General features: G+C 68.1%; 22 protein-coding genes. 10 read left to right on the forward strand and 12 right to left on the reverse strand.

Going from position 1 to position 23,405, the window contains the following annotated elements; translation table 11 throughout:
* Positions 1–705: 705 nt before the first annotated feature.
* From ASD43_RS16195 to ASD43_RS17610, 4 genes are all read right to left on the reverse strand, one after another.
* Positions 706–2,175 (reverse strand): sensor histidine kinase, encoded by a 1,470-nt coding sequence (locus tag ASD43_RS16195; RefSeq protein WP_157551080.1) that lies wholly within the window; start codon positions 2,173–2,175, stop codon positions 706–708.
* Positions 2,176–2,201: 26 nt separating this feature from the next.
* The gene (locus ASD43_RS16200) at positions 2,202–2,930 is read right to left on the reverse strand and encodes a response regulator transcription factor (protein ID WP_056420864.1); all 729 of its coding nucleotides are present in this window, start codon (positions 2,928–2,930) and stop codon (positions 2,202–2,204) included.
* A 154-nt stretch (positions 2,931–3,084) separates the two neighbouring features.
* A complete protein-coding gene (gene gndA / locus ASD43_RS16205) occupies positions 3,085–4,533 on the reverse strand; it encodes an NADP-dependent phosphogluconate dehydrogenase (protein WP_045253537.1) in 1,449 nt (482 codons plus the stop codon).
* Between the two features lie 87 nt (positions 4,534–4,620).
* Positions 4,621–4,746 carry a hypothetical protein gene (locus ASD43_RS17610; RefSeq protein ID WP_256381367.1) on the reverse strand — a complete coding sequence of 42 codons (126 nt, stop codon included), beginning with the start codon at positions 4,744–4,746 and terminating at the stop codon, positions 4,621–4,623.
* A gap of 223 nt (positions 4,747–4,969) precedes the next feature.
* On the opposite strand from ASD43_RS17610, the gene ASD43_RS16210 reads away from it, so the two are divergent.
* Positions 4,970–5,593 (forward strand): 50S ribosomal protein L25/general stress protein Ctc, encoded by a 624-nt coding sequence (locus ASD43_RS16210; RefSeq protein WP_056421182.1) that lies wholly within the window; start codon positions 4,970–4,972, stop codon positions 5,591–5,593.
* A 119-nt stretch (positions 5,594–5,712) separates the two neighbouring features.
* Positions 5,713–6,294, forward strand: coding sequence for an aminoacyl-tRNA hydrolase (gene pth / locus ASD43_RS16215; protein ID WP_056420867.1), 582 nt, complete (start codon positions 5,713–5,715; stop codon positions 6,292–6,294).
* 31 nt (positions 6,295–6,325) lie between these two features.
* On the opposite strand, the gene ASD43_RS16220 is transcribed toward pth, so the two are convergent.
* The 8 genes from ASD43_RS16220 to sdhC all read right to left on the reverse strand — a co-directional run bounded on the left by ASD43_RS16220 (position 6,326) and on the right by sdhC (position 13,686).
* The gene (locus ASD43_RS16220) at positions 6,326–6,979 is read right to left on the reverse strand and encodes a hypothetical protein (protein ID WP_082539506.1); all 654 of its coding nucleotides are present in this window, start codon (positions 6,977–6,979) and stop codon (positions 6,326–6,328) included.
* Between the two features lie 24 nt (positions 6,980–7,003).
* Positions 7,004–8,008 (reverse strand): tryptophan--tRNA ligase, encoded by a 1,005-nt coding sequence (gene trpS, locus ASD43_RS16225; RefSeq protein ID WP_082539507.1) that lies wholly within the window; start codon positions 8,006–8,008, stop codon positions 7,004–7,006.
* A 45-nt stretch (positions 8,009–8,053) separates the two neighbouring features.
* Complete coding sequence (locus tag ASD43_RS16230) at positions 8,054–8,896, reverse strand: exodeoxyribonuclease III (RefSeq protein WP_200946626.1); 843 nt, start codon at positions 8,894–8,896, stop codon at positions 8,054–8,056.
* Between the two features lie 10 nt (positions 8,897–8,906).
* A complete protein-coding gene (locus tag ASD43_RS16235; RefSeq protein WP_056420879.1) occupies positions 8,907–10,115 on the reverse strand; it encodes a YihY/virulence factor BrkB family protein in 1,209 nt (402 codons plus the stop codon).
* Between the two features lie 77 nt (positions 10,116–10,192).
* On the reverse strand, positions 10,193–10,960 hold the full coding sequence (locus tag ASD43_RS16240) for a succinate dehydrogenase iron-sulfur subunit (RefSeq protein ID WP_045253530.1): 768 nt from the start codon (positions 10,958–10,960) through the stop codon (positions 10,193–10,195).
* Positions 10,961–10,962: 2 nt separating this feature from the next.
* Entirely contained in the window at positions 10,963–12,789 is a 1,827-nt protein-coding gene (sdhA, locus tag ASD43_RS16245) for a succinate dehydrogenase flavoprotein subunit (RefSeq protein WP_056420882.1), read from the reverse strand.
* 19 nt (positions 12,790–12,808) lie between these two features.
* Positions 12,809–13,252, reverse strand: coding sequence for a succinate dehydrogenase hydrophobic membrane anchor subunit (locus ASD43_RS16250; RefSeq protein ID WP_056420888.1), 444 nt, complete (start codon positions 13,250–13,252; stop codon positions 12,809–12,811).
* On the reverse strand, positions 13,252–13,686 hold the full coding sequence (gene sdhC, locus ASD43_RS16255; RefSeq protein WP_072591539.1) for a succinate dehydrogenase, cytochrome b556 subunit: 435 nt from the start codon (positions 13,684–13,686) through the stop codon (positions 13,252–13,254). Before sdhC ends, ASD43_RS16250 begins: the two co-directional genes overlap by 1 nt.
* A 200-nt stretch (positions 13,687–13,886) precedes the next feature.
* On the opposite strand from sdhC, the gene ASD43_RS16260 reads away from it, so the two are divergent.
* The 8 genes from ASD43_RS16260 to ASD43_RS16295 all read left to right on the forward strand — a co-directional run bounded on the left by ASD43_RS16260 (position 13,887) and on the right by ASD43_RS16295 (position 23,405).
* Entirely contained in the window at positions 13,887–15,002 is a 1,116-nt protein-coding gene (locus ASD43_RS16260) for a mannose-1-phosphate guanylyltransferase (RefSeq protein ID WP_056420891.1), read from the forward strand.
* A 148-nt stretch (positions 15,003–15,150) separates the two neighbouring features.
* Positions 15,151–16,263: a BMP family lipoprotein gene (locus ASD43_RS16265; protein ID WP_056420895.1), complete on the forward strand. Its 1,113-nt coding sequence runs from the start codon at positions 15,151–15,153 to the stop codon at positions 16,261–16,263.
* A gap of 151 nt (positions 16,264–16,414) precedes the next feature.
* Complete coding sequence (locus tag ASD43_RS16270; RefSeq protein ID WP_056420897.1) at positions 16,415–17,929, forward strand: ABC transporter ATP-binding protein; 1,515 nt, start codon at positions 16,415–16,417, stop codon at positions 17,927–17,929.
* Entirely contained in the window at positions 17,926–19,239 is a 1,314-nt protein-coding gene (locus ASD43_RS16275; protein ID WP_056420899.1) for an ABC transporter permease, read from the forward strand. Before ASD43_RS16270 ends, ASD43_RS16275 begins: the two co-directional genes overlap by 4 nt.
* Entirely contained in the window at positions 19,236–20,522 is a 1,287-nt protein-coding gene (locus ASD43_RS16280; protein ID WP_056420901.1) for an ABC transporter permease, read from the forward strand. Before ASD43_RS16275 ends, ASD43_RS16280 begins: the two co-directional genes overlap by 4 nt.
* Positions 20,523–20,529: 7 nt before the next feature.
* A complete protein-coding gene (locus ASD43_RS16285) occupies positions 20,530–20,949 on the forward strand; it encodes a cytidine deaminase (protein WP_045253522.1) in 420 nt (139 codons plus the stop codon).
* Positions 20,946–22,238 (forward strand): thymidine phosphorylase, encoded by a 1,293-nt coding sequence (locus ASD43_RS16290; protein ID WP_045253521.1) that lies wholly within the window; start codon positions 20,946–20,948, stop codon positions 22,236–22,238. Before ASD43_RS16285 ends, ASD43_RS16290 begins: the two co-directional genes overlap by 4 nt.
* A gap of 51 nt (positions 22,239–22,289) precedes the next feature.
* Positions 22,290–23,405, forward strand: coding sequence for an adenosine deaminase (locus ASD43_RS16295; protein ID WP_056420907.1), 1,116 nt, complete (start codon positions 22,290–22,292; stop codon positions 23,403–23,405).

Genomic DNA, 23,405 nt, shown 5'->3' on the forward strand with positions numbered 1-23,405 from the left:
CTGTCGCTCCGGTCGCGTGCCGGATGCAGGATCGGGGCACGTTCGGCGGATGAATCCGAGGGTTCTGGTCCTGCATCCGTGCCGTGGTCCTGCGGACGGCACGCCAGATCCGGGCGTGAAGCCGAGCGACGGCGGACACGATGGCCGCTGCCACGATCGGCCAGTCATGCACGATCATCGCGTAGTCGAATCGCAGCGTCTCAAAGCCTCGCCGGGATGCTTCCGCATCCCGCATCAGGTCGCGGTGACGATGCGCGGCGTCGCCGTGGAAGCCGCAGTCGCAGCAGCGATTCGAGGCCGCTGTCGGCGTCGGCCCGAGCCAGGTCGATGAGCCACCGCGCCTTCAGAGGCAGCCGGGAGCGGATCCGTGCGCGACCCGCGGCTTCGACCAGGCGCGGCCGCAGAGCGGATTCCAGGGCGACGAAGAATGCCTCATCGCCTCGACACGGATAGACGTGCACGCGGATCGGCGTCCTCGTCGAGAGTCCATACGCCGTGCGAGCGGAGAGCACCCGAACAGGTCAGGGTCCCGCAGTGTTGCGCCGCGGCGATCCTCGGGCCGAGCCGTCGGAAGAGCCTCGAACGGAGAGTGGTTGAGCGGTCTGCAGGATCGAAGCACGGATGCAGGGAGGCATCCCTCGTTCGATCCTGCAGACGTGCCGGGATCCTGCAGACGGGACGGGATGCTGCAGCGGCTGGGATCGCTTACGGGGAGGTCACTCCGCCGGGGCTCACCGGGATCCGGACCGTGAAGGTCGTGTCTCCCGGCCGGCTGTCGACCGAGATGTGGCCGCCGTGCCCCTCGACGATCGCCTTGACGATCGCGAGGCCCAGGCCGGTACCACCCGTCTGGCGGGCCCGTGAGCTGTCGCCCCGCGCGAACCGCGCGAACAGCTCCTCCCGCACCGCCGGGTCGATGCCCGGACCGTCGTCGTGCACTTGGAGCACCGCCTCGTCGCCCTCGCGACTGACCTTCAGCGTGATCGCCGTGCCGGCAGGCGTGTGCGTACGGGCGTTCGCGAGCAGGTTCGCGACCACCTGGTGCATGCGTCCCGAATCCCCGACGATGACGAGCGGCTCGTCGGGCGCCTCGATGTTCCAGTGGTGGTCGGCGGCCGTCGGCCGGGCATCCGACAGGCCCTCGAGCGCCAGCTGCGTGAGATCGACCGTGCCGTACACGAGTTCACGGCCCTCGTCGAGACGGGCGAGCAGCAGCAGATCCTCGACGAGCCGGGTCATCCGCAGCGATTGCGCCTGGATGCGTTCGAGCGAGGTGGTCGTGCTCTCGATCGCCGCCTCCCCGGCCTGCTGCTTGAGTGCGCGCAGCGAGAGCTCCGAGTACCCGCGGATCGACGAGAGCGGTGTGCGCAGCTCGTGGCTGGCGTCGGCGACGAACCGGCGCATCCGCTCCTCGTTCTTCTGACGCGAGGCGAGCGAGTCGTTGACGTGGTCGAGCAGGGTGTTGAGCGAGGCGCCCACGAGGCCGGTCTCGGTACGCGGGTCCGCTTCGGCGGCGGGCACGCGCTCGGTGATCTCGACCTCACCGCGATCGAGCGGCTGGTTCGCGACGCGGGTGGCCGTCGCCGCGACCGCCCGCAGAGGCCTCAGGCCGACCCTGATCGTGATCGCGGTGGTGAGGGCGAGCAGGATCAGTCCGCCGATCGTGGCCAGGGCGATCACCGTGAGCAGCGTCGCCAGCTGATTCTGGATCTCGTTGCGGGGGAGTCCGGTGATCACGTACACCCCGTTCGGGGCCTGCTTCACGACGACGAGGTACGAGCCGAAGTCATCGAGGGTGACGGTTCCCTGTGCTCGACCGCTGAGCGAGGCGTTGATGCGGGAGAGATCGGCAGCGGTGAGCGTCTGCGACACCCCGCTCCACTGTCCCTTCATATCGGGGAAGACGACGCCGCCCGTACCGTTCTGCGGACTCGAGACCGCGAGCAGGATCCCCGGCACGGGGTCGGTCACACCGAGGAGGGAGTCGATGCTCGCGTACTGCTCGGGAACGGTGCTCGCCCATTTCGCCACCTGCAGGGCATAGCCGTCGAGACGGTCCTCGAGCTGTCGCTCGAGGGTCCCTCCGAGCAGAGCGCTGGTGATCACGGCGACGATCACGAGGATGAGCGAGACGAACCCGATCACGGCTGTCATCAGCCGGGTCTGCAGGCTCATCGGACGATTCGTCATCCCCGTGCTGCTCACTGGGGCGCCTTGATCATGTAGCCGACACCTCGCACGGTGTGCAGCAGCGGGGTGCGGCCCGCGTCGATCTTCTTGCGCAGGTACGAGATGTACAGCTCGACGACCGACGATTTGCCGCCGAAGTCGTAGCTCCAGACCCGATCGAGAATCTGCGCCTTCGAGAGCACCCGACGCTCGTTGCGCATCAGATAGCGCAGCAGCTCGAACTCCGTGGCGGTGAGCTCGATCTCGGTGCCGTCGCGCACGACCTCATGGCTGTCCTCGTTGAGCGTGAGGTCGGCCACCCGGAGGATCGACTGCCCCTCGTCTGCCATCGCATGCCCGGTGCGGCGGATGATGGCACGCAGCCTTGCGATCACCTCCTCCAGGCTGAAGGGCTTGGTGACGTAGTCGTCGCCACCGGCGGTGAGGCCCGCGACGCGGTCGCCGACGGCATCCTTCGCGGTGAGGAAGAGCACAGGGACGAGGCTGCCGGACTCGCGGAGCCGGCGCAGCACAGCCATCCCGTCGAGGTCGGGCATCATGATGTCGAGCACCAGGGCATCCGGTTCGAACTCGCGCGCGACCTGCAGGGCCTCGAGGCCGGAGGACGCGGTGCGGACCTCCCAGCCCTCCATCCGCAGCGCCATCGCGAGCAGATCGGTGAGCATCTGCTCGTCATCGACGGCGAGGATACGCAGCGGGGAGCCGTCGGGACGGTGCAGTTCGGGGAGATCGGTGCTCATGAGTACATTCTGCGGAATCAGCTATGGGTTTTCTATGGAGTCCGTTATGCGTCTGCTGTGAGGTCCGAAGCATCGGCGACCCCAGGCGCGATGCAGCGGACACGACGAAGGCCCCGGCGTTCCCGCCGGGGCCTTCGTTCTGTCGCAGACGCGATCAGTGCGTGTCTTCCGCCTCGATCTCGGTACGGTCGCCCGACCACTGCGTGTGGAAGGTTCCCGGCTTGTCGATGCGCTTGTACGTGTGCGCGCCGAAGAAGTCGCGCTGACCCTGCACGAGCGCGGCCGGAAGGCGGTCGGCGCGGATGCCGTCGTAGTACGACAGCGACGACGAGAACGCCGGAGCGGGGATGCCGGCCTCGGCCGCGGCGATGACGACACGGCGCCACGACGCCTGTGCGCGCGTGATGGCCTCGGTGAAGTACGGGGCGGTCAGCAGCACCGGAAGACCGGGCTCCGCCTGGTACGCGTCGGCGATGCGGTTGAGGAACTGGGCGCGGATGATGCAGCCTCCGCGCCAGATCTTGCTGATGGCGCCGAGGTCGATGTTCCAGTCGTACTCGGCCGCGCCGGCGCGGATCTCGTCGAAGCCCTGCGAGTACGCGACGATCTTTGACGCGTAGAGCGCCAGGCGTACGTCCTCGATGAAGGACTCGGTGTCCTCGACCGTGAACTCGTCTTCGGGGCCGGGCAGGTCGCCCGACACCGCACGCTGCTCGGGGTGCGACGAGAGCGAGCGGGCGAAGGTCGCCTCCGCGATGCCGGAGACGGGCACGCCGAGCGACAGGGCGGTCTGCACCGTCCACGCGCCGGTGCCCTTGGCGCCGGCCTGGTCGAGGATCACGTCGACGAGCGGTTGGCCGGTCTCGGCATCGACCTGGCGGAGCACCTCGGCGGTGATCTCGATCAGGTACGACTCGAGCTCGCCCGTGTTCCACTCGGCGAAGATCTCGGCGATCTCGGCGGGGGACTTGCCGGTGCCGCGGCGGATGAGGTCATAGGCTTCGGCGATCAGCTGCATGTCGGCGTACTCGATGCCGTTGTGCACCATCTTCACGAAGTGGCCGGCACCGTCGTGTCCGACGTGCGTGACACAGGGCTCGCCCTCGGCTACGGCGGCGATCGACTTGAGGATCGGCCCGAGGGTGACCCACGACTCATCCGAACCGCCGGGCATGATCGACGGGCCGAGCAGTGCGCCCTCCTCGCCGCCGGAGATGCCGGCGCCGACGAAGTTGATGCCGGTCTCGCGCACGGCCTTCTCGCGACGGATCGTGTCGGGGAAGTAGGCGTTGCCGCCGTCGACGATGATGTCGCCCGGCTCGAAGACCTCGACGAGGGAGTCGATCACGGCGTCGGTCGGCCTGCCGGCCTTCACCATGATGATCGCGGTGCGCGGCTTCTGGAGGCTGTCGGCGAACTCCCGGTAGGTCGCGGCCGGCACGAACTCGGCTTCAGGATGCTCGGAGAGGAGCGTCTCGGTCTTCTCGTAGCTGCGGTTGAAGATCGCCACCGTGTTGCCCTCGCGGCTGGCGAGGTTGCGGGCGAGGTTCGACCCCATGACGGCGAGTCCGACGACTCCGATGTTCGCTGATGCTTCGGGCACAGAAGGCTCCTAGATCGAGAAGAGAGGGATGAGTCCAGATTATCGCGGCGCCGGGGGAGAGGCTCCCGTGTGTCGCCGCCCTCGCCCTCAGTCCTTGCGGTAGCCGGAGCGTCCGAGCGAGAACAGCGCGGCGAAGGTGAAGCCCGCGGCGCACACCGTCATCGCGCCGATGAGCCAGGCGATCGCGTGAGAGAAGAAGACGCCGTCGAGCATGAGTGAGACTCCGTGATCTGCAGAGGGGAAATCGGTGTTCTCAGCCTATCGGCTCATCCGGTACCATGAGAGGAGTACCTCGGCGAGGGATGCTTCTGCGCGTGCGCTGGCATCCGTTATCGACGCGGCGAAGCAAGCCGGTGGCTTTCCTCACGTGTCTGCGTTCGAGAACAATTCCAAGACCACCGCGCGGCTCTCGCTGCGTGTCCCGAAGGAGAACCCCATGTCTGAAGACACCAAGGTCGTCGCCGAGCTCCGCGAGAGCTTCGGCAAGGGCTTCGCCCGCCGTCTGCGCGCAGCCGGAAAGATCCCCGCCGTCATCTACGGTCACGGCACCGAGCCCGTGCACGTCGCACTGCCCGGCCACCAGGTCTCGCTGATCATCCGTCGCGCCAACGCGCTCCTCGAGCTCGACATCGAGGGCAAGGGCCAGCTCGCACTGGTCAAGGACGTCCAGCGCGACCCGGTGCACCAGATCATCGAGCACATCGACCTGCTCGTCGTGAAGAAGGGCGAGAAGGTCACGATCGACGTCCCGCTCGTCGTCACCGGCGAGACGTTCCCCGGCACGATCGCCAACCTCGACGCGACCACGCTGTCGATCGAGGCCGAGGCGACGCACATCCCGCAGAACGTCGAGGTCTCCGTCGAGGGACTCGAAGAGGGCGCGCACATCACCGCCGCCGACGTCAAGCTGCCCAAGGGCTCGACGCTGCTGACCGACCCCGAGACGCTCGTCGTCGCGGTCTCCGTGCCGGTGCTCGACCTCGAGACCGACACCACCGCCGAGGAGCCCGCCGAGGGCGAGACCGAGGAAGAGGCCGCGCAGGAGGACGCCGCGGAGTGATCTCCGCAGGCGCAGCCCACGGCTGACTGCTTCACAGAGGGGGCGCGAGCAGATCGCGCCCCCTCTGTCGTATCCTGACCCGGGCGCCGCACAGGGCCCACCCCCGAGAGGACGACGACATGGCATCCACCTGGCTCGTGGTGGGGCTCGGCAACCCCGGCCCGCGATACGAGGCGACCCGGCACAATGTGGGTCAGATGGTGATCGACGAGCTCGCTGCGCGGCGTGGCGAGACCTTCCGCGAGCACAAGGGCGGCGCGCGCGTCGTGGAGACGTGGCTCCGTCCGGGCGGAGACAAGCTGGTGCTCGCGAAGCCGAACACGTTCATGAACGTCTCGGGCACTCCGGTCGCAGCCCTCGCGCGCTTCTACTCGGTGCCTCCCGAGCAGATCATCGTGATCCATGACGAGCTCGACATCCCGTTCGACACGGTCAAGCTCAAGACAGGCGGCGGACACGGCGGGCACAACGGCGTGCGCGACATCGCCCGAGCGATCACCACGCCCGATTTCCCGCGCGTGCGGGTGGGGATCGGTCGGCCCGTCGGACGGCAGGATCCCGCGGACTGGGTGCTCTCGCCCTTCGGCAAGGACGAACGCGCGAACCTGCCGATCCTCGTCTCCGACGCGGCGGATGCCGTCGAACTCCTGGTCGCCGAGGGGCTCCTCGCCGCGCAGCAGAAGCACCACGCCCCGCGCTGAGCGTGGGTGCACGCCCGGAGGCGCACGGCGGTCAGGGCAGGAAGCCCGTGGCGGTTCCCGTCGATACGGTCACGAGCACGACGACCCAGAAGATGATGGGGCCCAGTACGGCGACGACCAGGGCCGCGATCCCGGCGCCACGCCCCTGCTTCTTGCGGATGGCGAGGATGCCGATCACGATCGCCGCGATCCCGAGGATCGTGCCCGTCCAGAACGACACCTCCGCCCACAGCACCTGGTCGCGGGCGGGGGAGAGGACCGAGAGGAAGTCGGGCGAGGTGGTGTCCAGCCCGCCGGGGATGCGGCGGCCGATCTCGAACCCCGCGATGCCGGCCACGATGGGCGTGACGACGGCCGCCACGATCGACAGGATCAGGGCGATGAGGCCGAGGACCCCGGACTTCTTCGGCTCCGTGGCGGGCGGCTGGTAGGAGCCTGCGGGGGACTGGTAGCCGCCCACCGGCACCTGATAGGCGCCGGGAGGGCTGGCCTGGTAGACGGGAGCGCCCGCGGGCGCCTGGTACGGCTGCGCGGTGGGGGCCGACGGTGCCGACTGCGGGTATGCCGGAGGGGCGGGGGGAGCTGGCTGATACGTCGGAGCCGCGGGCGGAGCCGGCTGATAGGCCGGAGGCGCGGGTGGTACGGGAGGAACGGCGCCGGACGGGGGCAGCTGCGGGTCAGTCACGCCCCCATCCTATGGCGCAGCGCGTCAGATGCGACGGAGCAGTCCCACCCGGTCGTACACCGCTCCGAGAGTGGCGTCGGCGACGGCATCCGCCTTGGCGGCGTTCGCGGCGAGGATGCGGTCGAGCTCCGCGGGATCGTCGAGGAGCTCCAGCGCGCGCGTGCGCACGGGGGCGAACTCGTCGACGACGACCTCGGCCAGACCCTTCTTGAAGTCGCCGTAGCCCCGGCCCGCGTACTCGTCTTCGATCGACCCGACCTGGCGGCCGGTGAGGGCAGAGTAGATCGTCAGCAGGTTGGAGACTCCGGGCTTGTTCTCGCGGTCGAAGCGCACCGACCCCTCGGTGTCGGTCACCGCGCGCATGATCTTCTTCGCCGACTTGGCGGGGTCGTCGAGCATCCACAGCACGCCGGCGTCGCTCTCCGCCGACTTCGACATCTTCGAGGTGGGGTTCTGCAGGTCGTAGATGCGCGCCGTGTCCTTCTGGATCACCGGACGTGGCACGACGAAGGTCTTGCCGAAGCGCGAGTTGAAGCGCTCGGCGAGGTCACGGGTGAGCTCGACGTGCTGCTTCTGGTCGTCTCCGACCGGCACCACATCGGTCTGGTAGAGCAGGATGTCGGCCGCCATCAGCACGGGGTAGGTGAACAGGCCCACGCTCGTGGCGTCGGCGCCCTGACGCGCCGACTTGTCTTTGAACTGGGTCATGCGTCCGGCCTCGCCGAAGCCGGTGATGGTGGACAGGATCCACGCGAGCTCTGCGTGCGCGCGGACGTGCGACTGCACGTACAGCGTCGACAGCGACGGCTCGATGCCGGCAGCGATGTACTGCGCCGCCGTCCGACGCGTCTTCTCACGCAGCTCGGCCGGGTTCTGCGCGACGGTGATGGCGTGCAGGTCGACGACCGAGAAGAACGCGTCGTTGGTGGTCTGCAGCTCCCGCCACTGCAGGAGCGCTCCGATGTAGTTGCCGATCTGGAGGGAGTCGGCGGAGGGCTGCATTCCTGAGTACAGGCGAGGTTTCGTCACAGCATCAATCCTATGGGGATGCCGGCGTCGGCAGAGTCCGCACGCTCAGCAGGTGTAGTCGACCACGACGGGCGCATGGTCGCTCCAGCGCTGGTCGTAGGCGTCGGCCCGAGCCACGTGGTACGCGGTGACCCGCTCGGCGAGGGCCGGGGTGGCCAGGTGATAGTCGATCCGCCAGCCGGAATCGTTGTCGAAGGCCTGCCCGCGCATCGACCACCAGGTGTAGGGGCCCTCGACCTCTCCGTGGAAGGTGCGCCCGACGTCGACCCAGCCGAGGCCCTCGCCGGTGGTGCCGTCGACACCCTCGACGGTTTCGCCCGCCGCGCCGAGGAAGCGGTCGAAGTACGCGCGCTCGCGGGGGAGGAAGCCCGCCTTCTTGCGGTTGCCTCGCCAGTTCTTGATGTCGAGCTCGCGGTGGCCGACGTTCAGATCGCCCGTCACGAGAGCGAGCGGACGGTCGCCCGCACCGAGCTCGGCGAGACGCACGCCGAAAGCGTCGAGGAACTTCCACTTCTCGTCCTGCTTCGGGGTGTCGGCTTCGCCGCTGTGGACGTAGGCGCTGACCACGGTCAGAGGGCGATCGCCGATCAGGAAGTCGGCTTCGATCCAGCGACCCTTCGAGTCGAAGTCCGCATCGCCGAAGTCGGTCCGTGTCGCGAGGGCAGGGGTGCGGCTCGCGATCGCCACTCCGGCACGGCCCTTCGCCGTCGCCTCATCGTGCACGAACGTCCACCCGGGGAGAGCCGCCTCGAGGTGTTCGTCCTGCCCTCGGACCTCTTGCAGGGTGAGGATGTCGACGTCGGCGGTGTCGAGCCAGGAGGCCATGCCGTTGCGAGCCGCCGCTCGGATCCCGTTGACATTGACCGAGGCGATACGCAGATGAGGCATACCCACAAGCCTAACGAGGGGGGCCGACATCGGGAGACGTGCGCCCCGGCTCCGCCAGGAAGCGCTGGACGAGCGGCGACGCCGTCTCCGGCGGAGGGGGAGCGGACGCCTCGAGCGCGTGCAGATCGTCTTCGGCCGCGCGCAGTGCGCGTCGCGCCGCGAAGGCACGGAACCAGGGTGCCTCGTCGACCGCGGCGCGGGCGTCCCGCACGCGGATGCGTGAGGCCCGCAGCAGCGTCCGGTGCTCGGCCACCCGCCGCTCCGCCTCGGACTGGTGCATCAGCGGCAGATCACGATCCTGCGCGGCGACCGCGATCCACGAGGACGCCACCAGCATCACGACGCCGTTGATCCGGAACCAGAGCAGCAGGCCGACGAAGATCGCGAACGTCGCGAGGAGGGGATTCGAGGGGGTGTAGCTCAGCAGGAATCCCACCCCGAACTGCAGCACGGTCATCGCGCCTCCACCGAGCAGCGCACCGGGCCAGATCACGACCCAGTCGAGCGAGGTCCCCGTCAGGAAGCGCACCATCGCGGCGAGCGCGCTCGAGAGCAGGACGAAGGAGAAGAGGATCGTGCCGATGCGGATGCTGATCTCCCAGCCCGTCGATCCGGAATCCCAGCCGACGAGGCCGAGGATCCAGGTCAGCGCGGCCGCGCTGGCGGAGCTGAGCACGGAGCCCGCGATCAGGGCGATCCCGAAGAGCAGCGCGGCCAGCAGATCCCGTGCCTTCAGGAGGACGTAGCTGCGCAGATCCGGCGGCAGCCCGAAGATGTCCCTCGTCGCCCGTCGTGAGAAGGTGACCCAGCCGATGGCGGTCCAGATGACGGTGCCGAGGGCGATCAGACCCGTCACGCTCAGCACGCCGGTGGTGTTCGCCGCGATCTCCTGCACCTGCGCCGGGGTGAACACGCCCCCCTCGTCGCGGATCAGGTTGGGGACGTAGCCGTTCACGAGGGCGATCACGCCGTCGACCGCCTCAGAGCTGCCGCCGAGCCACAGCCCGGTGACGGCGAACGCCAGGTAGATCGCCGCGAAGATCGCGAACAGGGCCTGATAGCTCACCCCTGCCGCGAGGAGGAACCCGTTGTGCTGCAGGAAGTGCCGCCACACCCGCACGGGGAACAGCGCGAGGGTGCGCTGCGTCAGGGCGGTGGCGCGCTCGACCGCAGCGTCGACACGACCGGAGCCCGAGGCACCTCGATCACGATCAGACACGTCTTCACCCTATCCACGCGACGCGAAAGGGCGGGCACCCGACCGGGCGCCCGCCCTTTCGCTGCGTACGAGTCGCGTCAGGGACGCCCGCGCAGCACGGCCTGCTTGACCTCGGCGATGGCCTTGGTGACCTCGATGCCGCGGGGGCATGCCTCGGAGCAGTTGAAGGTGGTGCGGCAGCGCCACACGCCCTCCTTGTCGTTGAGGATGTCGAGGCGCACGGCGGCGTTGTCGTCGCGCGAGTCGAAGATGAAGCGGTGCGCGTTCACGATCGCGGCGGGGCCGAAGTACTGTCCGTCGGTCCAGAACACCGGGCACGAGGACGTGCAGGCGGCGCAGAGGATGCACTTGGTCGTGTCGTCGAAGATCTCGCGGTCGGCGATGCTCTGCACGCGCTCCTTGCCCTTCTCCGGCACGGAGTTCGCCACGAGGAACGGCTGGACCTCGCGGTAGGAGGCGAAGAACGGCTCCATGTCGACGACGAGGTCCTTCTCGAGCGGCAGGCCCTTGATGGCCTCGACGTAGATCGGCTTCGAGATGTCGAGGTCCTTGATCAGCGTCTTGCAGGCCAGACGGTTGCGGCCGTTGATGCGCATGGCATCGGAGCCGCAGATGCCGTGGGCGCACGAGCGGCGGAACGTGAGCGATCCGTCGACCTCCCACTTGATCTTGTGCAGCGCGTCGAGCACGCGGTCGGTGGAGAAGAGCTCCACGTCGTAGTCGACCCAGTGCGGCTCGGAGTCGACCTCGGGGTCGAACCGGCGGATGTTGAAGGTGACGATGAAGGACTGGATCGCCGCCTCTTCGGTCGTGGCTGCGGGGGCTTCGGCGATGGCGTTCGACATGCTCAGTACTTCCTCTCCATCGGCGGGTAGTTCAACTCGCCCTGCTCGTTCTTCGTGAACACGACGGGCTTCCAGTCGAGCTTGATGTGGTCGCCCGGGTCGGACGAGTGCGCATCTCCCGTGAGGTAGGCCATGGTGTGCTGCATGTAGTTCTCGTCGTCGCGCTTCGGGAAGTCGTCGCGCATGTGTCCGCCACGGCTCTCCTCGCGGTTCTGCGCGGCGTAGACGACGACCTCGGCGATGTCGAGCAGGAAGCCCAGCTCGACGGCCTCGAGCAGGTCGGTGTTGAAGCGCTTGCCCTTGTCGTCGACGTGGATGTTGCGGTAGCGGTCGCGCAGGTCGGCGATGACGCCGAGAACGTGCTGCAGGGACTCGTGCGTGCGGAACACCTGCGCGCCCTTGTCCATCTCGTCCTGCAGCGTCTTGCGCAGCACGGCGATGCGCTCGGTGCCCTGGTTGTTGCGCAGCCCCTCGAGCATGTCCGAGACGAAGGCGGCGGGGTTCTCGGGAAGCGGCACGAACTCGGCGGTCTTGACGTACTCGACCGCGTTGCGCCCGGAGCGCTTGCCGAACACGTTGATGTCGAGCAGCGAGTTGGTGCCGAGACGGTTGGCTCCGTGCACCGAGACGCAGGCGCACTCGCCGGCGGCGTACAGACCGGGCACGACGGTGTCGTTGTCGGCCAGGACCTCGCCGTTGTTGTTCGTCGGGATCCCGCCCATCGCGTAGTGAGCGGTCGGCATCACCGGCACGGGCTCGACGACCGGGTCGACGCCCAGGTACGTGCGGGCGAACTCGGTGATGTCGGGGAGCTTGGTCTCGAGGACCTCCGCGCCCAGGTGCGTGCAGTCCAGCAGCACGTAGTCCTTGTGGGGACCCGCGCCGCGCCCCTCGGCGACCTCCTGGACCATGCAGCGGGCGACGATGTCACGCGGCGCGAGGTCCTTGATGGTCGGGGCGTAGCGCTCCATGAAGCGCTCGCCCGAGGCGTTGCGCAGGATCGCGCCCTCACCGCGGGCGCCCTCGGTGAGGAGGATGCCGAGTCCGGCGAGACCGGTCGGATGGAACTGGAAGAACTCGAGGTCCTCGAGAGGGAGGCCCTTGCGCCAGACGATGCCCACGCCGTCGCCGGTGAGGGTGTGCGCGTTCGAGGTCGTCTTGAAGATCTTGCCGAAACCGCCGGTCGCGAAGATCACGGCCTTGGCCTGGAAGACGTGCAGCTCGCCCGTGGACAGGTCGTAGGCCACGACGCCCGAGACCTGCGTCTTGCCGTCGGCATCCTTCACCGTCAGGAGGTCGAGGACGTAGAACTCGTTGAAGAAGTTGATGCCGAGCTTGACGCAGTTCTGGAAGAGCGTCTGCAGGATCATGTGACCGGTGCGGTCGGCGGCATAGCAGGCGCGACGCACCGGGGTCTTGCCGTGCTCGGCGGTGTGCCCGCCGAATCGGCGCTGATCGATCTTGCCCTCGGGCGTGCGGTTGAAGGGGAGACCCATGTTCTCGAGGTCGATGACCGCGTCGATCGCCTCCTTGGCGAGGATCTCCGCAGCATCCTGGTCTACGAGGTAGTCGCCACCCTTGACCGTGTCGAAGGTGTGCCACTCCCAGCTGTCCTCCTCGACGTTCGCGAGGGCGGCCGCCATGCCTCCCTGTGCCGCGCCGGTGTGCGAACGCGTCGGGTAGAGCTTGGAGATGACGGCGGTGTTCGCGCCGGAGCCTGCCTCGATCGCCGCGCGCATGCCGGCACCGCCGGCGCCCACGATCACGATGTCGAACTGGTGGTAGTGCACTCCGTCGCGCACGACGGAAGCCTGGGTCTCTGTAGTCACTTCTCGTATGCCTTCTCTTCTACTTGCCCAGGGTCTGGCACTGTTCCCACAGCGTGCTCGTCTCGGTCACACCGAGGCACGGGTCGAATGTGAAGACGACCAGCGTGCCGAGGATGATGAGCAGTGCCGCGGCCAGGCCGAGGGCCCAGGTGAGTGCCTTGCGGGCGGTGTTGTTCGTGACGTAGTCGTTGACGATCGTCCGCATGCCGTTGGCGCCGTGGATCAGGGCCAGCCACAGCATGAGGACGTCCCACCACTGCCAGAACGGCGTGGCGAACTTGCCCGCGATGAACGCGAAGTCGAGGGCGTGGATGCCCTCGCCGACCATCAGGTTGATGAACAGGTGGCCGAAGATCAGCACGACGAGGACGACGCCGGAGCCGCGCATGAACAGCCAGCCCCACTTCTCGAGGTTGAATCCGCGGCGGGTGCGTGCCGGAGCGGCGACGGTCTGAGCGGTCATCAGTGTCCTCCTCCGAAGCCGGCGAACGCGAGCATGAGGTGGCGCGGCACGAAGCCCGCCATGATGATGCCCCAGACCAGGAGCACGCCCCAGAAGAGCTGTCGCTGGTACTTGGCGCCCTTCGACCAGAAGTCGACCGCGATGATGCGCAGGCCGTTCATCGCGTGGAACACGATGCCCGCGACCAGCACGACCTCGCCGAGGGCCATGATCGGGTTCTTGTATGTGCCGATGACCGCGTTGTAGGCCTCGGGGGACACCCTGATGAGTGCTGTGTCGAGCACATGCACCAACAGGAAGAAGAAGATGGCGACTCCGGTGATGCGGTGAAGCACCCACGACCACATGCCTTCGCGACCTCGGTAGAGGGTGCCGCGGGGCGTCTTGGAAGTGGTTTCCGAAATCGACGGTGTCAAGCGAGCGCTTGTGGACACGGTCGTCCTCCCTGGATCGATGTGACTCGGTCGCGTGCGATGCGTCTTTCCAGCGTGAACGTGCTGTCGTAGGGCACGGCCGATCGGACACCATCCTATTCCCGTGAGAGGGCACCGGGCGACGAAGGGGAACCTAACTCTCTCGATGTCGAGATGTCCGCCTCCGATGTCCGGATGGCGGCCCGCGATAGCCTGTCAGGGTGAGCCAACCGATTCCGAACTTCTATGCCGTCATCCCCGCCGGCGGCATCGGCAGCCGTCTGTGGCCGCTGTCGCGCGCGGACGCCCCGAAGTTCCTGCACGACCTCACCGGGTCGGGGCATTCGCTGCTCCGCGACACCTGGGACCGGCTGGAGCCGCTGGCCGGAACCGATCGCATCGCCGTCGTCACCGGCCGCGCGCATCGGGCCGCGGTCGAGGCCGAGCTCCCCGGCATCCAGGACCTCAACGTCTTCCTCGAGTCCGAGCCCAGGGAGTCGGCGGCCGCGATCGGCCTCGCCGCCGCGATCCTCCACCGCCGCGACCCCGACGTCATCATCGGATCCTTCAGCGCCGATCACGTGATCCGCAGCACGCGAGTCTTCGAGTTCGCCGTGCGAGATGCGGTCGAGGTCGCTCGCGAGGGCTACATCTGCACGATCGGCATCGCTCCGACGGAGCCCGCCATCGGCTTCGGGTACATCAAGAAGGGTCCCGAGCTCGTCGTGGAGGGCGCGCGCGAGGCCGCGCTCGTCGAGAGCTTCGTCGAGAAGCCCGACCTCGAGACGGCGAAGGCGTACTTCGCCGATCGCGACTACCTCTGGAACGCCGGCATGTTCATCGCGAAGGCGAGCGTGCTCCTCGAGGAGCTCGCCGAGAACGAGCCCGCGCTCTACTCCGGACTGCTCGAGCTCGCCGAGGCGTGGGACGACCGCGAACGTCGGGGCCCCGCGGTCGACCGCATCTGGCCGAGGCTGAAGAAGATCGCCATCGACTACGCCGTCGCCGAGCCCGCCGCCCGTCGCGGCCGCCTCGCCGTCGTGCCCGGCCATTTCGACTGGGATGACGTGGGGGACTTCGCCTCGCTCACCAAGCTCATCAACAACGGCCGCAAGAACGACCTCGCCGTGCTGGGGCCCAAGGCCCGGGTGCTCTCGGACGCGGCCAGCGGAATCCTCGTCAGCCAGACCTCGCGAGTGATCAGCCTGATCGGCGTCAAGGACATCGTGGTCGTCGACACCCCCGACGCTCTGCTGGTGACCACGGTCGAGCACGCCCAGCGCGTGAAGGGCGTCGTCGAGTCGCTCAAGCTCACCGGTCGGGGCGACGTGCTCTGATGAGCACCCGCCGGCGCTCATCGGCTGGCTTGGTTTCAGCTTTGTAACCATTCGAAGGCGGCCACGGGTCGAGCATGCACAAAAGTCGAAACAGTAGGTAACTTTGAGCGATCCGCGATGGGCGCGGGACCCTTCCAGGAGGCATGAGTTGACCATCTCCACCACCAAGAAGCTGCTGGGCGCAACCGTCGCCGCTGGCGTCATCTTCTCTCTCGCCGGCTGCGGCCAGGCTCCCACCGAATCCGGTGGTGATGCAGGCGGAGACGCAGCATCCGACTTCCTGCCCTGCCTCGTGTCCGACGCCGGCGGGTGGAACGACAAGTCGTTCAACCAGTCCGCCAAGGAGGGCATGGACAAGGCGGCCGACGAGCTCGGCGTCAAGCCGCTCGAGTTCGAGTCGGCCAACGACAACGACTACGCGCCGAACCTCGAGACCGCTGTCTCCGAGGGCTGCTCGCTCATCGTCTCGGTCGGCTTCAAGCTTTCCGCCGCGACCGTCGAGTCCGCACTGGCGAACCCGAAGATCAACTACGCGATCATCGACGACTACGCCGACACCGACTTCGACGGCACCACGGATGCTCCGAACATCAAGCCCCTCGTCTTCGACACCGCTCAGGCCGCCTACCTCGGTGGGTACGCCGCCGCTGGATGGTCCGCGCAGGCCGGTGTGAACAAGGTCGGCACCTTCGGCGGAATGCAGATCCCGTCGGTCGCCGTGTTCATGGACGGCTTCCAGCTCGGCGTCGAGAAGTACAACGAGGACAAGTCCGGCTCCGTCGAGGTCTTCGGCTGGGACAACGTGACGCAGAAGGGCTCGTTCACCGGCGGGTTCGACGCGAACGACACGGCCAAGCAGACCGCTCAGGGCGTGCTCGACCAGGGCGTCGACGTCATCCTCCCCGTCGGCGGTCCGATCTACCAGAGCGCCGCTGCGGCGATCAAGGACAGCGGCAAGGACACGCTCATGGTCGGCGTCGACAGCGACCTCGCCGTCGCCGACGAGTCGGTGGCCGACGTCACCCTCTTCTCGATCATGAAGGCGATCGACGTCGCCGTCCAGGACGCCACGATCGCCGCCTCCAAGGGCGACTTCGACCCGGCGCCGTACGTGGGAACGCTCGAGAACGAGGGCGTGAAGCTCTCGGGCTTCGGCTCGTTCGAGGGTGACCTGCCCGACGGCCTGCTCGACGAGATCGCAGCGCTGCAGGAGCAGATCATCTCTGGCGACATCACGGTGGAGTCCCCGAACTCCCCGTAAGTCATCGTGGTCCAGCACGGGGCGAGTGGTGAAAGCGGCCACTCGCCCCGTGCCGTGGGCGGACGATGATGACTGTTCACGGCGCACCAGGGCGATCCCCGGTGATTGCGCCGCAGACCCTCTGGATCACACTTCTGGATAAGGTGCAGATATGAAGCTCGAACTTCGCGGAATCACCAAGAGATTCGGCACCCTCGTGGCCAACGACCACATCGACCTGGTCGTCGAGCCCGGGCAGATCCATGCGCTGCTCGGCGAGAACGGTGCGGGCAAGTCCACGCTGATGAACGTGCTCTACGGCCTGTACCAGGCCGATGAGGGCGACATCCTCCTCGACGATGTGGTGCAGCGGTTCCGCGGCCCCGGCGATGCGATGAACGCCGGCATCGGCATGGTGCACCAGCACTTCATGCTCGTGCCCGTCTTCACCGTCGCCGAGAACGTCATGCTCGGCCACGAGCAGACCAAGGGCGTCGGCACCCTCGACATCGCCAAGGCCCGCGAGCACGTGCGCGCGGTCGCCGCCCGCTTCGGCTTCGACATCGATCCCGACGCCGTCGTCGGCGATCTCCCCGTCGGCGTGCAGCAGCGGGTCGAGATCATCAAGGCGCTCTCGCGCGACGCCAAGGTGCTCGTGTTCGACGAGCCCACCGCCGTGCTCACCCCTCAGGAGACCGACGAGCTGATGGCCATCATGCGCCAGCTCCGCGATGAGGGAACCGCGATCGTCTTCATCACCCACAAGCTCCGTGAGGTTCGCGAAGTGGCGGACACCATCACCATCGTGCGTCTCGGGCGCATCGTGGGCGAAGCATCGCCCACGGCCACGAACGGCGAATTGGCGTCGCTCATGGTCGGCCGCGCGGTCGAGCTCACCGTGAAGAAGGATGCTCCGCGTCTCGGCGAGGGCGGTCTGGTGGTCTCCGGCCTGCGCGTGCTCACCGCCGCGGGGGCCATCGTCGTCGACGGCGTCGACTTCACCGTGCGTCCCGGCGAGGTGCTCGCCGTCGCGGGTGTGCAGGGCAACGGACAGACCGAACTCGTCGAGGCCATCGTCGGCCTCGCATCGCGCGTCGAGGGATCGATCACTCTCGACGGCACCGAACTCGTCGGCAGGAGCGTGCGGGCCATCCTCGACGCCGGTGTCGGCTTCGTCCCCGAGGACCGCACGGAAGACGGACTGGTCGCCGGCTTCACCGTCGCAGAGAACCTGATCCTCGATCGCTCGGCCGACCCCGAGTTCAGCCGCGGCGGCACACTGCGTCGTGCGGCGCTCGACGACTTCGCCCACGCGCGCATCAAGGAGTACGACATCCGTGCTCAGGGTCCGCACACTCCGGCGGGCACGCTCTCGGGCGGAAACCAGCAGAAGGTCGTCATCGCGCGGGAGATGAGCCGCGAACTGCGTCTCCTCGTCGCCGCTCAGCCGACGCGCGGCGTCGATGTGGGGTCGATCGAGTTCATCCACAAGCGCATCATCGAGACGCGCGACGCGGGGATCCCCGTGGTCGTGGTCTCGACCGAGCTCGACGAGGTCGCAGCTCTCGCCGACCGCATCGCGGTCATGTACCGGGGGACCATCGTCGGGATCGTCCCCGGCGACACCCCCCGTGAGACCCTGGGACTGATGATGGCGGGCGCCGCCGAAGGAGAGGTGGCCGCATGAGCGGTACGACGCCGCAGGCCGGCTCGAACGAGGGGTCGGGCGATCAGCTCTCGCTGAACACGACGACCACTCTGCGCGACTCCGGAGACGTGCCGCCGCCCCCTCGGGGCAATGTCATCCTGAAGGAGATGCTGCGGGGGAGCGCCGTCACCACGATCCTCGCGATCTTCCTCGCGCTCGTCGTCGGCGGCATCCTCATCGCCCTCACCAACGAGGACGTCCTCACCGCATCCGGCTACTTCTTCCAGCGTCCGAGCGACACGATCGCCGCCGTGTGGAACGCCGTCTACAACGGCTACGAGGCCCTGTTCCGCGGAGCGATCTTCAACGCGCGCGGTGCGGACTTCGCCGCTCAGATCCGTCCTCTGACGAACACGCTCGGCTTCGCCGCCCCGCTCATCGCGGCCGGTCTCGGCGTCGCCCTCGCGTTCCGCGTCGGCCTGTTCAACATCGGCGCCCGCGGGCAGATGCTCATCGGCGTCGCTGTCGCCGGGCTCCTGACGTTCCAGCTCGATCTGCCGTTCTGGCTGCACATCCCTGTGACGCTGATCGCCGGCATCGCCGGCGGTGCACTGTGGGGAGCCGTCGCGGGCCTGATCAAGGCCCGCACCGGGGCGCACGAGGTCATCCTCACGATCATGCTGAACTACGTGGCGTATTACCTGCTGCTGTGGATGATCCGCACCCCCGGCCTCCTCCAGAAGCCGGGCACGAACCAGGCCCTCGGCTATGCCACGCCGGAGAGCGCGCAGTTCCCCGAGCTGCTCGGGCCGCAGTTCCCCCTGCTCGACTTCGGCTTCGTCCTCGTCATCGTCGCGACGCTGTTCGTCTGGTGGCTGATCGAGCGCTCGTCCCTCGGCATGCGGATGCGCGCCGTCGGCGAGAACCCGCACGCCGCCCGCGCCGCCGGAATCAGCGTGCAGCGCGTCTACGTCTACGCCATGCTCCTCGCCGGTGCGCTCGCGGGGCTTGCAGGCATGAACCAGATCCAGGGTGCGGTCACGACCGGCCTCACCGAGACCATCGACGCGGGCATCGGCTTCGACGCCATCACCGTCGCACTGCTCGGGCGCAGCCGCGCCTGGGGCACGTTCGCCGCCGGCATCCTGTTCGGCGCCCTCAAGGCAGGGTCGTTCTCCATGCAGGCGCAGGACATCCCCGTCGACATCGTGCTCGTCGTGCAGTCGCTCGTCGTGCTGTTCATCGCCGCGCCGCCGCTGCTGCGCGCCGTGTTCTTCCTTCCCAAGACCGATGCGGAGAAGGCGGCCAAGTCGAGAGCCAAAGCCGCGAAGAAGGCGGTGACCGCATGACCTCCCTCGCCCAGACCGAAGCCGCCGACGGAACCGTGCAGCTCGCCACCGTGCGCGAGCGGCACCTCAAGGCGCCGATCGTCCTCGCCGGAGCCACCGTGCTGCTGGCCCTCCTGTTCCTGCTCGTTCCGCGCAGCGGCACCAGCAGCTTCCGGCTCAACGACCCCGCCTCGCCCTTCGCGCTGCCCGACGTGGCGCTGCCGACCGGGCCGACGAGCTGGGTCATCATCGCGATCCTCGCGGTGCTGTCGGTCCTGGCCTTCCTGCGCGCATGGTCGTACCGCACGCCGTCGATCTGGCTGGTCATCGCCTTCAGCGTGCTCGCGGTCTTCGGGTTCCTCGTGTGGGCCGGTGCCGGCGGACTCGTGCCCGTGAGCAGTCTGCTCTTCGGTGCCGTGTCGCTGTCGGTGCCGCTCGTGTTCGGTGCGCTCGGCGGAGTGATCGGCGAGCGTGCCGGTGTCGTGAACGTCGCGATCGAGGGTCAGCTGCTGCTCGGCGCCTTCTCGGCCGCCCTGCTCTCGAGCATCACGGGCAGCGCGTTCATCGGCCTGCTGGGTGCGATGGTCGGCGGCGTGCTCGTCGCCGCCGTGCTCGCGGCATTCGCCATCAAGTACCTCGTCGAGCAGGTCATCGTCGGTGTCGTGCTCAACGTCCTGGTCAGCGGTCTCACCGGGTTCCTCTACGGAGCGCTCCTCGCTCCGAACGAGGCGACGCTCAACACCCCGGTGCGGTTCAGTCGCATCGAGATCCCGCTTCTCAGCGACATCCCCATCATCGGACCGGTGCTGTTCAACCAGACGTTCATCGTCTATCTCATGTTCATCACCGTCGCCGTCGTGGCCTGGGGCCTGTACCGCACCAAGTGGGGGCTGCGGCTCCGCGCCGTCGGCGAGCACCCGCAGGCCGCCGACACCGTCGGCATCAAGGTCAACGCGACGCGCTTCTGGAACGTGCTCCTGGCCGGCGCCATCGCCGGCATCGGCGGTGCGTACTTCACGCTCGTCTCGGTGCCGCAGTTCGGCAAGGACATGACCGCTGGCCTCGGCTTCATCGCCCTCGCCGCCGTGATCTTCGGCCGCTGGGACCCGATCCGCGCCACGCTCGCCGCCCTGCTCTTCGGCTTCGCGACGAACCTGCAGAACCTGCTGTCGATCCTGAAGACCCCGATTCCCGGCGAGTTCATGCTCATGCTGCCGTACGTGGTGACGCTGCTCGCGGTGGCGGGCTTCGCCGGTCAGATCCGCGGGCCCGCTGCCAGCGGCAAGCCGTACATCAAGTCCTAGGAGAGACATGACAGACATCGACTGGGACGAACTCCGTCAGGTCGCGACCGAGGCGATGACGAAGGCGTACGCGCCGTACTCGCGCTACCGGGTGGGCGCCGCCGCCCTCGTCGGCGACGGACGCATCGTCGCCGGCTGCAACGTCGAGAACGCCTCGTACGGCGTCACGCTGTGTGCGGAGTGCGCGCTCGTCGGCGACCTGCACATGTCGGGCGGCGGGCAGCTCGTCGCCTTCGTGTGCGTCAACAACGACGGGCAGACGATCATGCCGTGCGGACGCTGCCGGCAGCTGCTCTATGAACACGCGATGCCCGGGATGCTGCTGGAGACCGTCTCCGGCATCCGGACCATCGATGAAGTACTGCCGGACGCGTTCGGCCCCCGAGCCCTTCGTCAGGCTCAGGAACCAGAAGGAGAGTGGCGATGAGCGTTGAGCCTTTCGACGCGGTGGATGTCATTCGCGCCAAGCGCGACGGAGGTGCGGTGCCCGAGAAGGCGCTGCGCTGGATGGTCGACGCGTACACGCGCGGCTACGTGTCGGATGCGCAGATGGCATCGTTCGCGATGGCGATCTTCCAGCGCGGCATGGAGCGCGACGAGATCCGTGTACTCACCGATGCGATGATCGCATCGGGCGAACGGATGAGCTTCGCCACCCTGGGCAAGAAGACCGTGGACAAGCACTCCACCGGAGGCGTCGGCGACAAGATCACCCTGCCGCTCGCGCCGCTCGTCGCCGTGTTCGGCGTCGCGGTGCCGCAGCTCTCCGGTCGTGGTCTCGGGCACACCGGCGGCACGCTCGACAAGCTCGAGTCGATCCCGGGGTGGCGCGCGGCGCTCAGCAACGAGGAGATGTTCGCGCAGATGCAGGGCGATGTGGGCGCGGTGATCTGCGCCGCAGGCTCGGGCCTCGCTCCCGCCGACAAGAAGCTCTACGCGCTGCGTGATGTGACCGGTACGGTCGAGGCGATCCCGCTGATCGCCTCGAGCATCATGTCGAAGAAGATCGCCGAGGGCACCGACGCGCTCGTGCTCGACGTGAAGTTCGGCTCGGGAGCGTTCATGCAGGACATCGACAGGGCGCGCGAGCTCGCCCGCACGATGGTCGCTCTCGGCACCGACTCCGGCGTCGCCACCACCGCGCTGCTGACGGACATGAACGTGCCCCTCGGCTTCGCCATAGGCAACGCCAACGAGGTGCGCGAGTCGGTCGAGATCCTCGCCGGCGGCGGACCCGCCGACGTCCGGGAGCTGACGATCGCCCTGGCTCGCGAGATGCTGGCGCTGGCCGGACAGCCGGACGCCGATGTCGAGGCGGCTCTCGACGACGGACGCGCGATGGACGGCTGGAAGGCCATGATCCGCGCCCAGGACGGCGACCCCGACGCGGCACTGCCGACGGCGCGGGAGACCCACGTGGTCACGGCACCGGCAGACGGCGTCGTCTCGCAGATGGATGCACTGCCGTTCGGCGTCGCAGCCTGGCGGCTCGGTGCAGGACGCGCGCGGGCGGAGGATCCGGTCGTCTTCGAAGCCGGCATCGATCTGCACGCGAAGCCGGGCGACCGGGTGGTGGCCGGTCAGCCGCTGTTCACCCTCTCCGCTGCAGATGAGGCGCGATTCCCGAGAGCGCTCGAGGCGCTGGAGGGCGCGTGGGCCGTCGGCGACGAGGCTCCGACCGCGGGTCCCATCGTGCGCGAGCGCATCACGGCGTGAGCGGCGACCGCTAGCCTGAACTGAGCTCAATCCGCGACCGAGAGGAATCCGATGTCGATCGACGCGAACGGTGATGTCACCATCCAGGGGGCCTCCCTGCGCAGCCTGCCCAAGGTGTCGTTGCACGACCACCTGGACGGCGCCGTGCGCCCGTCGACCATCATCGAGCTCGCGGATGCGATCGGACTCGCTCTTCCCGAGACGAACCCGAGGTCGCTCGGGCAGTGGTTCGCCACGAAGAGCGACTCGGGCTCGCTCGTCGAGTACCTGAAGACGTTCGACGTCACCACCGCCGTCATGCAGACGACGGAGGGCCTGACCCGCGTCGCGCGCGAGTTCGTGCAGGATCTGGCGGACGACGGCGTGATCTACGGCGAGGTGCGCTGGGCTCCCGAGCAGCACCTCACGCGCGGACTCTCGCTCGAGCAGGCCGTCGAGGCCGTGCAGCAGGGCATCGAAGAGGGCGAGGATGCCGCGGATCGCGCCGGTCGCAGCATCCGCGTCGGCCAGCTGCTCAGCGCCATGCGGCACACCGATCGCTCGAGGGAGATCGCGGAGCTCGCGGTCGGCTTCCGAGGCCGTGGTGTGGTCGGGTTCGACATCGCCGGTCCCGAAGACGGATTCCCCGCCTCGGATCACCGCGCTGCATTCGACCTCCTCGCCGAGAACTTCTTCCCGGTGACGGTGCACGCCGGCGAGGCCGCAGGCCCCGATTCCATCCGCTCCGCGCTGATCGACGGACGCGCACTGCGTCTGGGGCACGGCGTGCGGATCGCGGAGGACCTGCAGGTGATCACCCAGGAGGGCGACGAGGTGCAGGTGCAGTTCGGCGACCTCGCCCGCTGGGTGCGGGATCGCGAGATCCCGCTCGAGCTCTCGCCCTCATCGAACCTGCAGACCGGGGCGATCACGGCATGGGGCAACACCCTCGCCGACCACCCGTTCGATCTGCTCTACCAGCTCGGATTCGCCGTCACGGTCAACGTCGACAACCGCACCATGAGCGCCACGTCGCTCACGCGGGAGCTCGCGAACCTCGTGGCGACGTTCGAGTACGACCTCGACGATCTCGAGACCTTCCAGTTCAACGCGGCGGCCGGGGCGTTCCTGCCGGTCGAGGAGCGCGAGGAGCTCGTCGAGATGATCGCCGAGGGATTCGACGTCTGA

It is taken from the genome of Microbacterium sp. Root553, assembly GCF_001426995.1.
GTDB lineage: Bacteria > Actinomycetota > Actinomycetes > Actinomycetales > Microbacteriaceae > Microbacterium.